Below are 12360 nucleotides of genomic sequence, written 5' to 3'. Positions count from 1 at the left end.
CTGTCTGCTTACCGGCGCTACCGGCCGGAGTGGCAGCGGGACTCCTGGGAGGCAAGTGCACACCAATCATTCGCGCCCCGCCGCCTGCGAGGCCACGGACCGACTCGCAGTTGACTGCCGTACCTTGACGAGCATGGGGCGTTTCGCGCGGTGGCGCCGGATGGTGCGGGCGCACGGGCACCGGCTGCTGCACCGGGCCGAGGAGCCCGATTCGTCGGCCGGGCCGGCGCCCAGCCTGAACCGCCTCGACGCGCTGGTGGAGGGCTTCGCCGCGGGTCAGCCGGTGCGCTGGACCCTGGCCGGGCCGCCCCGGCCGCTGCCCGGCGCGGTCGACGCGGCGGCGTACCGGATCATCGAGGAGTCGCTGACCAACGCGCGCCGGCACGCACCGGGCGCACCGGTCGCGGTCCGGCTGCGCTACGACGCCACGGGCATCACCATCGAGGTACGTGACGAAGGCGCTGGTGCCGCGCCGACGGGCGGGGACGCCGGGCGCGGTCTGATCACACTGCGTCGACGCGCCGAGCGGATCGGCGGCACCTTCTCCGCCGGCCCGCGCGCCGGAGGCGGCTTCGTCGTCCGGGCTGTCCTCCCAGCTCCCGAGGAGGTGGCCGAGTGACGATCCGGCGGCGGGGCTTTCGCGAAGGGGCCCGGCGGAAATAGGGTGGGAGCGGCGACCGTGACGGTGGCCGGTGACCCGGTGGGAGGCGCAACCCGCCGGGCTCAGGTGCGTTCCGCACCCACCGGTGTCCCGTCCCGCCGCCGCGTACCGGTCTGACCGGTCACCCTCGCCCCGGTCCGCACACGGAATCCCCATCACAACAGGGGAGAAGGACAATGGCGCGACCCATCACGCTCTTCACCGGCCAGTGGGCCGACCTGCCGTTCGAGGAGGTCTGCCGGCTCGCCTCCGAGTGGGGCTATAACGGTCTGGAGATCGCCTGCTGGGGCGACCACTTCGAGGTCGACAAGGCGCTCGCCGACGACTCGTACGTCGATCGCAAGCGGGAGACGCTCGCGAAGCACAACCTCGAGGTCTTCGCGATCTCCAACCACCTCGTCGGTCAGGCGGTCTGCGACCACCCGATCGACGAGCGCCACCAGGACATCCTGCCCGGCCGGATCTGGGGTGACGGGGAGCCCGAGGGCGTCCGCCAGCGGGCCGCCGAGGAGATCAAGGACACGGCGCGGGCGGCGGCGAAGCTCGGGGTGAAGACGGTCGTCGGCTTCACCGGCTCGTCGATCTGGCACACCCTGGCGATGTTCCCACCGGTGCCACCGGCGATGATCGAGCGCGGCTACCAGGACTTCGCCGACCGGTGGAACCCGATCCTCGACGTGTTCGACGAGGTGGGGGTGCGGTTCGCGCACGAGGTGCACCCCAGCGAGATCGCGTACGACTACTGGACGACGAAGCGCACGCTGGAGGCGATCGGCAACCGGCCCGCGTTCGGGTTGAACTGGGACCCGTCGCACTTCGTCTGGCAGGAGCTGGACCCGGTGAACTTCATCTTCGACTTCGCCGACCGGATCTACCACGTGGACTGCAAGGACGCCAAGGTGCGCACCGGGGACGGCCGGCGCGGCCGGCTCGCCTCGCACCTGCCCTGGGCGGACCTGCGCCGCGGCTGGGACTTCGTCTCCACCGGGCACGGGGACGTGCCCTGGGAGGACTGCTTCCGGGCGTTGAACGCGATCGGCTACACCGGCCCGATCTCGATCGAGTGGGAGGACGCCGGGATGGACCGGCTGGTCGGTGCCCCGGAGGCGTTGCAGTTCGTCCGCCGGCTCGCCTTCGACGCCCCGTCGGCCGCCTTTGACGCGGCCTTCAGCAGCAAGGACTGACCCGCCGGTACCGGGGGCCGACCGCCGGTCGGCCCCCGGTCAGCCGGTGGCGAAGACGTGCTCGCTGGCCAGCCGCGCCGCACCCACCACCCCGGCCCGGCCGGCCAGGTCGGACAGGACGATCGGCATGGTGCCGGTGGCGAGCGGCGCCGACCGGCGGTAGACCACGGCGCGGATCTCGGCGAGCAGGATGTGCCCGAGCCCGTCCGCCGCACCCCCGATGACGACGATGCCGGGGTTGAAGAAGCTCACCAGGCCGACCAGCAACCGACCGAGGCGGCGGGCGGCGTCCCGCACCACCGTCTGCGCGACCGGGTCGCCGGCTGTCGCCGCCCCGGCGACGTCGCGCACGGTGAGGGTGCCCGCCTCGGCGAGCCGGGCGGCCAGCGCGTCGGACCGGCCGGTCCGAGCGGTGGCGAGCGCCGCCTGGACCAGCCCCGCGTCGCCGCAGTACGCCTCCAGGCATCCGCTGTCGCCACAAGCGCAGGCCGGCCCACCCTCGCCGAGCGCCAGGTGCCCGATGTCGCCCGCGCTGCTGGTCGAACCCCGGTAGAGGCTCCCGCCGAGGATCAGGCCGCAGCCGATGGCGGTGCCCAACTTGAGGTAGAGGAAGTCGTCGAAGGTCCGGCCGACCCCCGCGTGCTGCTCGCCGAGGGCCATCACGTTGGCGTCGTTGTCGACCAGCACGGGGCAGCCCAGCTCGGCGGCGAACGCGTCGCGTACTCCGAAGCGCTGCCAGCCCGGCAGGACCGGCGGCACGGCCGTCCCCGCGTCGACGCCGACCGGCCCGGGCAGGCCGACACCGACCCCGGTGAGCTGGGACACGCCCAGCTCGGCGCGGAGCTTCCCGACCAGTTCGACGGCCCGCCCGACCACCGGTTCCGGCCCGGTGCGGACGTCCGCCGGCTCGTCGACCTCGGCGAGCACGTTCAGCTCGCCGTCGGTCACCGCCACGGTGATCCGGTCGGGGGCGACGACCACGCCGGCGAAGCGCACCCCGCCGGCGAGGCGCAGGAGTGCGGAGCGGCGTCCGCCGCGCGACGCCGCCGGCCCGGCGGTCTCCACCAGGCCCCGCTCGACGAGCCGGTCCAGCTCCGCGGTCAGCGTCGTCCGGGACAGGCCCAGCTGGTCGCCCAGCTCCACCCGGGACCGGGGACCGTCGTCGCGCAGCAGCCGGACCAGCCGGGACTGGTGCGTGTTCTCCGGCCTGACGAGCACCATCGCCACCACCTCCGGCCGGAGTCTTCCATGGCGGTGTTTCGGCCGCATGGCGCGAGGGGCCGCATCCGATGACGGATGCGGCCCCGGGCGTGCGTGTCGAGTCCGTCAGCCCCGCAGACTCGACATGTGCTTGTAGCTGATCTCCGCGAACCGCAGCGACTGGCCCGGGTCGGCGGCGCCGCCCGGTGCGTTGTCCTGCTCCCACATCGGGTTGTGGTAGCCCTTGGCGCCCATGTTGGCGAAGAAGTTCCCGTAGTCGATGTCGCCCTGGCCGAGCGGCACCATCTCGTACCCGGCGCTGCTGGCCGGGTTGAACGCGCCGTCCTTCGCGTGGAACAGCGGGAACCGTATGGTCTGGGCCGCGACCACGGCCAGCGGGTCGAAGATGCTGGTCTGGGTCACCCCGTCCGGGTCGGTGTAGTTGCGGAACCGGTGCTGGGCCACGTGCGCCCAGTAGATGTCCATCTCGAACCAGACCCACTCCGGGTTGGTCAGCCCGATGAAGTACTCCAGCTTCCGCACGCCGGAGGAACGGGTCGGCCGGCCCTGGGCGTCCAACGGCCCGCTGTCGAGCAGGAAGTTGTACGCCGCGTCGTGGTTGTGCGTGTAGAGCTTCAGCCCACGGGCGGCGGCCAGCTCGCCCAGGATGTTCCACCGCTCGGCGGCGGCGTCCCAGTCGGCCTTGTAGTTGCTGCCGGTCGGGTCGTTGCCGGTGCCGACGTGGGTCATGCCCAGCGTCTCGGCGATGTCGAGCTGCTGCTCGAACGCGGCGAGGGTGGTCGGGTTGATCGTGCTGGGGATGGAGGCGTGCGAGCCGTTCGCCCGCAGACCGTTGTCATCCAGGATCTTGCGGATCTCCTCGGCGGTGATCTGCCGGCCCAGGATGGTGCTGTTCTGGGTGTACCCGGCGAACTCCACCTCCTTGTAGCCGATCTCGGCGAGCCGCGCGAGCACCCGCTCGAAGCCGTACGGCACGCCGGTGGCGTCCGGGGCGGCGCTGATCCGGTCCCGGACGCTGTAGAGGATGATGCCGCGCTTGCCGGTGGGAACCAGCAGGCCGTTGCCGGCGAGGGCCGGGGAGGCCAGGCCGGTGGCACCGACGGCGGCCGCGCCGGCGGCGCCGGCCAAGGCGCCGAGCATCCGGCGACGGCTCATTCCGTGCTGACTGTCGTTCATCTACTGCTGCCTTCCTTTGGTACGGGTTGTCGATGTGGGTGACGGGTGGAGCGCTGGGCCGGGGCCGCTGGCGGCGACCCCGGCCCACGGCGGTCGCTACGGCGCGACGCCGATGCCCTGACCGGTGAACTCGACCCAGTTCAGGTTGCCGAGTCCGCTGGTCGGGCCGCCCGGGACGGTGGTGAACACGAGGTAGAGCCGGTGCGTGCCGCCCGGGTCGGCGACCGGCACGGTGGTGCTGGTGAAGGCGTTGTTGCCGCTGGTCGCGTTGACCACGGCGGTGGTCAGCACCGGGCCGGTGGGCGAGTCGAGCCGCAGCTGAACGCCGAACCGGGGCTGCCCGGCGGTGGCCGCGCTGCCGCCGGAGGTGCGCAGCGTGACCGACTGCATGTTCCGCAGGTTCACGCCGTTGTTCACCGCGATCCAGTCGCCCGGGTCGAGGCTGCCGCGCTGCTGCCCGCCACCGGTGTCGGCGCTCGTGCCGACGGTGGTGCCGGATTCGTCGGTGGCGAATTCCACCTCCTGCCGCTTGGCCTGGATGATCTGCTGGTCCACGGTGGTCAGGGCCGGCTGCCCGTTTGCCCCCTTGTCCGTGTAGGCGGCGCTGACCACGCCGTAGATGTAGCCACCGTGCGACGCGTCGTCGGCGTCCGTGGGCAGGACGCCCGAGCAGCCGAACTGGTTGGCCTCACCGTGGCCGTGGGTGTCGTGGCCGAGGACGAAGGTCACCTCGACCTTGGCGCAGTCGACCGGTCCGTCCTCGGGGTCGGTGACCGTCACCGACCACGGGATGTCGTCACCCCAGCTGAAGAAGCCGCCCTCCACCGGGGTGGTGACGGTCACCGTCGGGGCGGTGTTGCCGACCGTGATGGTGGTGTTGGCGGACGCACTCTTGCCGCTGGAGTCGGTCACCGTCAGCCGCGCGGTGTAGACGCCGTTGGCGGTGTAGGTGTGCGTCGGGTTCGGGTCGACGGAGTCAGTCGTGCCGTTGCCGTCGAAGTCCCAGGCGAACGAGATGGAGTCCGCCGGGTCGGGGTCCTTCGACCCCTCGCTGGAGAAGGCGACGGTCAGCGGCGCCCTCCCGTTGGTCGGGGTCGCCGAAACCACGGCGGTCGGCGCCCGCAGGCCCTTCACGTAGCTGAACTTCAGCATCGCCGCGTCCGGGTTGACGTTGAAGAACCCGTCGCCGTACGTCAGCAGGTAGAAGTTGCCGTCCGGACCCCACTTCATGTCCATCGGGTTGTCGCAGAGGAACGGCTTGGTCGGCGTGGTGGGTGCCTGCCCGCAGTTCAGCACATTGTTGATCTTCAGGATGTCGCCCTGGCCGTCGAGCTTGATCTCCTTGAGCGTGTCCCGGGTGAACTCGCCGAAGAAGATCGATCCGTCGAAGTACGCGGGGAACTTCGTCTGCGACCTCAGCTCCGGGTCGTAGTCGTAGCGCGCCGCGCCGTGCGGTCCGACGCCGCCGGTGCCCAACTCCGGGAAGAGCACCGGACAGGTCTGCGTCGGGGTGGACAGGTAGGACTCCGGGCACGGGGTCGGGGCCTGGAACGAGTACCAGAGCTCCGACTTCTGCACCGCCGGCAGGTCGGTCAGGCCGGTGTTGTGCCGGGAGGTGTTGCGCGGCGCCGCGCAATCGAACGGCGCGACCGGCGTGATCGGGTTGGTGGTCCAGTTCATTTCGATGTACGGCAGGTTCGGCTGCACGCACATCGGCCAGCCGTAGTTCGCCGGCTTGTCCACCACCATCATCCGGCCGGTCCCCGCCGGTCCCCGGCCAACCGCCGCTGTCGACGAGTCGGGGGAGTAGTCGGTGATGTAGGCGACGTCGTTCTTGTCGAGGGTGATCCGGAAGGGGTTCCGGAAGCCCATCGCGTAAATCTCCGGGCGGGTCTTGTCGCCCGGGTCCTGCGCCTCGGGGAACATGTTCCCCTCGGGGGCGGTGTAGCTGCCGTCCGCTCCCACCGCGATGCGCAGAATCTTGCCGCGCAGGTCGTTGGTGTTGGCGGCGCTGCGCCGGGCGTCCACGAACGGCGCCTGGTAGACGCCGGTGGCGCTGACCGAGTCGTTGTGCGGGGAGAAGCCGCCGGACCCGCCGCCGCCGGCCGGGGTGTCGTCCCCGGTGACCAGCCAGAGGTTGTTCTTGGAGTCGAACGCGATGTCACCCGCCACGTGACAGCAGGCGCCCCGGTCCACCGGCACCTGGAGGATCTTCTGCTCCGAGGCCACGTCCAGCGACGGGGTCTCGCCGTCGACGAACTTGAAGCGGGACAGTTGGAAGTAGCCCTTCCACTGGTTCCAGGCGGCCGGGTCGGTGCTGGTGGTGGGCGCGCCGCCGGTCGGAGTATTCAGCGGCGGGGCGTAGTAGAGGTAGACCCACCGGTTGGTGGCGAACTCCCGGTCGACCGCCGGCCCGTACATTCCGTCCTCGCTGTGCGTGTAGACCGGGATCTGGGCCAGCACGGTGGTCTCGTTGCTCTCCGGGTCGTGCAGCCGTACGCCGCCGCGGCGGTCGGTCTGGATCACCCGGCCGTCGGGCAGCACGTCGAAGCCGATCGGCTCGTTGACGTTGGGCTGCGCGCCGATGACCTCCATCTGGTAGTTGGCCAGCACGGTCGCGCCGCAGTCGCCGTCGGTGGTGCCGGCGGCCCACTGGATCGCCCCGGCGAGGTGGGCGCGCAGATCGGCACCGGAGTAGCTCTCCGGGGTGGCGCCGAGTCCGGTGTAGAAGGACCGGCCGCCCTGGTAGTCCTTGCACCAGGTGATCGGGTGGTCGAAGCCCATGGCGCCGCCGGAGTACGTCTTCTCGTCCACCGTGGCCAGGACGTGTGAGACGCCCCGGACGTTGGCCGCGAAGTTGTACCACCGGTCGGTCGTGGTCCACCGCTCGGGCAGCGGCGCGGACGCCGGGTGCACCCGGTCGGCGACGGTCACCGTGGCGGGGCTGACCGGCGCGGCGGCGCCGACAGCCCGGGTGCCGAGCACATTGTCGAGGAAGGCCCAGCCCGGCTCGGCCTCGATCGCGGAGTGCACGCCGACGAAGCCGCCGCCGTCGCGGTAGTACTGCTCGAAAGCGGCCTGCTGGCCGTCGGTCAGTACGTCGCCGGAGGTGTTCAGGAAGACCACCGCACGGAACTGCTTCAGGTGCGACTCGTCGAACTTCCGGGCGTCGTCGGTCACCTGGACCGTGAAGCGCCGGTCGTTGGCGAGTTCGCGGATCGCCTGGACGCCGGCGTCGGTGGCCGCGTGGCTGCCGCCGGTCGAGCGGGTGAAGACGAGAACCTTGTACTGGATACCGTTGCTCTCGGCCACGGGCGCGGCGAATGCCGGTGTGGCCCGTTGCGGCTCGGTCGCGACGAGCGTCGCGCCGACGAGGGTGAGAAGGCTGACATAGCTAGCGGCTCTTCGGCCGATTGGTCTACGCATCGAACCTCGCTCTGGTCGGGCGGGTCCGCCTCAGCGCCGGTACGTCGCTGAGGAGGTCGCCGGGGAGTACCAAGAGCCTGGCCAGGTTCTATGCAGGACGATATTTGCGCTCGGGAACAAAGAGAAGAGGTTGGGAGCAGAAGTTTTCGATGAACCGGACGAACTTCTGCTTCAAATCGGAGAAAGTTCCCCAGTGGTGATGATGCGCCGCCCTGACATGCGGAGACACGAACGGGCCCGGCCTCCACTGTGGCGGCCGGGCCCGTTCGATGTGCGTCTACAGGGTGCTGGCGTTGGTGCCCGAGCCGGACGGCTTGGTGCGGGGGGTGGCCGACGGCGACCCGGAGGTCGTGCCGACCGTGCTGCTGGTGCCCGACGAGCCGGAGCCCGCCTTGGCGCCAACGGTGGCGGGCGTGCCGGCGAACGCGTCGTCCGCGGCGGTCAGCTCCTGCTTGCCGGTGCTGCCGTTGCCCGTGCCCAGCTTCTCGCCCAGCTTGGTCTGGCCGAGCTTGTCCTTGCCCTCGCTGTAGAGCCGGTTGGCCTGGGCCTGCGCGACCCCGGCCGCCTCCTGGACGGTCGGGTGGTCGAGCACCTTGCGGCCCCGGACGACCAGCTCTTCGTACTTCTCCCGGCCGGCACGGGCGCCCAGGACGAATCCCGCAGCCAGCCCGCCAAGAAACATGATCTTTCCGCGCATGGCGGCTCCTTCCGTACCTGACGCGCCGTCGCCCCGGCGGGCTGCCCCGTCGGGAGCGACCAATTCGCGCCTGCGTCCTCTGTCCGCAGCTAACTACCCATCCTGCTCCCCGCTCATACCTGCTTGTGCCCGGATGACGATTTGCCCCGATTATCGATGGACCGCGCTGCTGACCTGGGCGTCTGGATCATGGAAGGCGGGAGGCCCAACCCGCTGGACCGACACCCCCGGATGTCCTGTACTCTTGTCCCGTCGCACGGCGACGGAGAGATCCGGGTCGAGCGGTGCACGGTCCCCTGTAGCTCAATTGGCAGAGCAGCCGGCTGTTAACCGGCAGGTTATTGGTTCGAGTCCAATCGGGGGAGCTTCTCCACCCAACGCCCGTCGGCAGTAAGCCCGACGGGCGTCTTCGTGTTCACCCACCCCTCTCGGTCCGGTTTCGCCCTCCCTCGGTCCGCTCGCCCGGCAGGATGGTCGCTGTCGACTTGGACTCCCGCTGCGTCGATTGGTGCGTCGATTCTTGGGGTGAGTGCGGATGTCCGGACGAGGAGGCCACGGCCGGGCCACCCTGATCGCGGTGGCGGTCGTGCTGGCCTGGCTGGTGATCGGGGGTGTGGCCGGGCCGTACTCCGGGCGCCTTGGCGAGGTCGCCACCAACGACAACGCCGCCTTCCTGCCCACCGACGCCGAGGCGACCCGCGCCCAGGACCTCGCCGGCGAGTTCGTCGACCGGCAGACCATCCCGGCGCTGGTCGTCTACGAGCGGACCTCGGGCATCACCGACGCGGACCGGCAGCGGGCGAGCGCCGACGTGGCCCGCTTCGCGCAGGTGCCCGGCGTCGTCAACCCGCTGCCCCCGCCGATCCCCAGCGAGGACGGCCAGGCGCTTCAGGTCGTCGTGCCGGTGGACGACGCGGAGGGGGAGGAGATCGGCTCGGTCGTCGAGCACCTGCGCGACATCGCCGGCGGCGACCGGGACGGGCTCACCGTCGACGTCGCCGGACCGGCCGGTCTGCTCGCCGACCTGATCGAGGTCTTCTCCGCCATCGACGGGCCACTGCTGCTGGTCACCCTGGTCGTGGTGCTGGTGATCCTGCTCATCGTCTACCGCAGCCCGGTGCTCTGGGTCTTCCCGCTACTGGCCGCCGGGATGTCGTACGCGCTGGCTTCGGTCTTCGTCTACCTGCTCGCCGACGCCGACGTGCTCAAACTCAACGGGCAGGCCCAGGGCATCCTCACCGTGCTGGTCTTCGGCGCCGGCACCGACTACGCGCTGCTGCTCATCGCCCGCTACCGGGAGGAGCTGCACCGGCACGACCGCTCCTGGGACGCCGTTCGTACGGCGTGGAAGGGCGCCGCCCCCGCCATCATCGCCTCCGGCGGGACGGTCATCGTCAGCCTGCTCTGCCTGCTGCTGTCCAGTCTCAACTCCAACCGGGCGCTCGGCCCGGTCGCCGCCATCGGCATCGCCGCCACCCTGCTGGTGATGCTCACCTTCCTGCCCGCGCTGCTGCTGCTCGGCGGTCGGTGGGCGTTCTGGCCGCGACGGCCCCGGGCCGACCAGGCCGACCCGCGGACCGAGCACGGCATCTGGAGCCGGATCGCCGGCTTCGTGGCCCGGCATGCCCGACCGGTCTGGCTGAGCACCGCGGTCGTGCTGGCCATCCTCACGCTCGGCCTCACCCAGCTCGGCGCCACCACCCTCGGCCAGTCCGACCTGTTCACCCAGCGCACCGACTCGGTCGACGGTCAGGAAATCATCGCCCGGCACTACCCGGCCGGCACCGGCAGCCCGGCCACCATCTTCGCCACCGAGCAGACCGCCCGGCAGGTGGCGCAGGTGGCGCAGAGCGTGCCCGGCATTGCCGACGTCCATCCGCTCACCGCCGGACCGCAGACCGGCCCGCCCCAGGAGAACGCCGCACCGAAGGTCGTCGACGGGCGGGTGCAACTGGAGGCGACCCTCGCCGACCCGCCCGACAGCGACGGCGCCGAGCGGACCATCCGCGACCTGCGGGTCGCCGTACACCAGGTGCCCGGCGCCGACGCGGTGGTCGGAGGCTTCACCGCGATCAACGTGGACACCTCGGACGCCGCCCGGCGCGACCAGAACGTCATCATCCCGGTGGTGCTCGTCGTCATCGCGGTCATCCTGGCCCTGCTGCTGCGCGCACTCCTCGCACCGGTGCTGCTGATCGCCACCGTGCTGCTCAGCTTCGCGGCCACGCTCGGCCTCTGCGCGCTGCTGTTCCGCCACGCCTTCGACTTCCCCGGGGTGGACGCGTCGTTCCCGCTGTTCGCGTTCGTCTTCCTGGTCGCGCTCGGCATCGACTACAACATCTTCCTGATGAGCCGGGTCCGGGAGGAGTCCGTCAAGCGCGGCACCCGAGTCGGGGTGCTCGCCGGCCTCGCCGTCACCGGCGGGGTGATCACCTCCGCCGGCATCGTGCTCGCCGCGACCTTCTCCGCGCTGGCCGTCCTGCCGCTGGTGGTGCTGGTCGAGCTGGGCACCGCGGTCGCGGTCGGGGTGCTCATCGACACCATCATCGTCCGGTCGCTGCTGGTGCCCGCGCTCGCGTACGACATCGGGCCGAAGGTCTGGTGGCCGGGCCGGTTGTCCCGGGCGAACGGTGAGCGGGAGGCACGCCATGCTCGCTGAGACCGACGTCGTCATCGTCGGCGGCGGCCTGGCCGGCCTGGCCGCCGCCCGCCGGCTGCACCGCGCCGGCGTGCCCTGGCGGCTGCTGGAGGCCGGGAGCCGGCTCGGTGGACGGATCGCCACCGACGTCGTGGACGGCTACCTGATCGACCGCGGTTTCCAGGTGCTCAACACCGCCTACCCCCGGCTCGGCACGCTGCTGGACACCGACCGGCTCGACCTCGGGTACTTCACCTCCGGGGTGCTCGTCCGCAAGGGCGACGACCTGCTGCGGCTGGTCAACCCGCTGCGCGAGCCGACCGGCGGGCCGCGCACCGCGCTGGCCGGGGTCGGCTCCCTGCTCGACCGGCTGCGTTTCGCCGCGCTCGCCACCGGCTGCGCCACCCTGCCCGCGTCCCGGCTGCTCACCGCACCGGAGACCAGCGCCGAGGTGGCGCTGCGGCGGGCCGGCCTGTCCGACGCGATCATCGAGGAACTGCTGCGGCCGTTCCTGTCCGGCGTGCTCATCGACCGGGAACTGGCGACCTCCAGCCACGTGCTGGCGATGGTGCTGCGCTCCTTCGCCCGCGGCCGGATCGGGCTGCCCGCCGAGGGGATGGCCGCGCTGCCCCGGGCGATCGCCGACCCGCTGCCGGCCGACCTGATCACGCTGGACACCCCGGTCGCCGAGGTCGCCCCCTGCCGGGTCCGCACCCAGGCCGGCGACATCCGCTGCCGGGCCGTCGTGGTCGCCGTCGACCCGCCCGCCGCGGCCGCGCTGCTGCCGGCCCTGGCGACGGTACGGATGCACAGCTACACCACCTACTACCACAGCGCGCCCGAGCCGCCGCTGACCGAACCGATCCTGCTCATCGACGGTGACCGGCGGGAAACTGTCGCCAACACCGTGGTGGTCAGCAACGCCGCCCCGACGTACGCGCCAGCCGGACGACACCTCGTGGCCACCTCGGTCGTCGGCCCCACGGCCCCGCCCGAGCCGACCGTACGGGCCGAGTTGACCCGGCTGTACGGCCGGTCCACCGCCGACTGGACCCACCTCACCACCGTCGCCGTCCCCGACGCGCTACCCGCCGCGCCGCCACCGCAGGGGCGGCTGCGCAAGCCGGTCGCGCTGGGGGAAGGGCTGTTCGTGGCCGGTGACCACCGCGACAGCCCATCGATCCAGGGCGCGCTGACCAGCGGCTGGCGTACCGCCGGGGCGGTGCTGGCGGAGCTGCGTGCAGCCTGACCGGCCGCCGCCCGGCCTCCCCGGGCGGTCGGCAGCGCGCTGTTATATTCCTGTAGCCCATCGTGCTACTGCGGGCGTGGGCGCCGGCCGGCTCGATGCTGGCCGTCG

General features: G+C 71.5%; 8 protein-coding genes and 1 tRNA gene. 5 read left to right on the top strand and 4 right to left on the bottom strand.

Annotated features, from left to right (window positions below):
* Positions 1-133 precede the first annotated feature (133 nt).
* Positions 134-619, top strand: coding sequence for a sensor histidine kinase (locus tag ACWD5O_RS25010; protein WP_450086726.1), 486 nt, complete (start codon positions 134-136; stop codon positions 617-619).
* Positions 620-837: 218 nt separating this feature from the next.
* Complete coding sequence (locus ACWD5O_RS25005; RefSeq protein WP_354965527.1) at positions 838-1845, top strand: sugar phosphate isomerase/epimerase family protein; 1008 nt, start codon at positions 838-840, stop codon at positions 1843-1845.
* Positions 1846-1884: 39 nt separating this feature from the next.
* Here ACWD5O_RS25005 and ACWD5O_RS25000 read toward each other — a convergent pair whose 3' ends face one another.
* From ACWD5O_RS25000 to ACWD5O_RS24985, 4 genes are all read right to left on the bottom strand, one after another.
* A complete protein-coding gene (locus tag ACWD5O_RS25000; protein WP_450086725.1) occupies positions 1885-3066 on the bottom strand; it encodes an ROK family protein in 1182 nt (393 codons plus the stop codon).
* Positions 3067-3171: 105 nt separating this feature from the next.
* On the bottom strand, positions 3172-4242 hold the full coding sequence (locus ACWD5O_RS24995; RefSeq protein WP_450086724.1) for a sugar phosphate isomerase/epimerase family protein: 1071 nt from the start codon (positions 4240-4242) through the stop codon (positions 3172-3174).
* Between the two features lie 96 nt (positions 4243-4338).
* Positions 4339-7668: a ThuA domain-containing protein gene (locus ACWD5O_RS24990; RefSeq protein WP_387323713.1), complete on the bottom strand. Its 3330-nt coding sequence runs from the start codon at positions 7666-7668 to the stop codon at positions 4339-4341.
* Positions 7669-7945: 277 nt separating this feature from the next.
* Positions 7946-8365 (bottom strand): hypothetical protein, encoded by a 420-nt coding sequence (locus ACWD5O_RS24985; RefSeq protein ID WP_354965523.1) that lies wholly within the window; start codon positions 8363-8365, stop codon positions 7946-7948.
* A gap of 292 nt (positions 8366-8657) precedes the next feature.
* Here ACWD5O_RS24985 and ACWD5O_RS24980 point away from each other — a divergent pair.
* The 3 genes from ACWD5O_RS24980 (at position 8658) to ACWD5O_RS24970 (ending at position 12252) form a co-directional block, all read left to right on the top strand.
* A tRNA-Asn gene (locus ACWD5O_RS24980) sits at positions 8658-8730 on the top strand.
* Between the two features lie 170 nt (positions 8731-8900).
* Complete coding sequence (locus ACWD5O_RS24975) at positions 8901-11024, top strand: MMPL family transporter (RefSeq protein ID WP_450086723.1); 2124 nt, start codon at positions 8901-8903, stop codon at positions 11022-11024.
* Positions 11014-12252: an FAD-dependent oxidoreductase gene (locus ACWD5O_RS24970; protein ID WP_450086722.1), complete on the top strand. Its 1239-nt coding sequence runs from the start codon at positions 11014-11016 to the stop codon at positions 12250-12252. The genes ACWD5O_RS24975 and ACWD5O_RS24970 overlap by 11 nt, the downstream gene beginning before the upstream one ends.
* Positions 12253-12360 lie beyond the last annotated feature (108 nt).

It is taken from the genome of Micromonospora sp. NPDC005161, from assembly GCF_053599855.1.
This window is presented reverse-complemented; position numbering and strand designations above follow the sequence as displayed.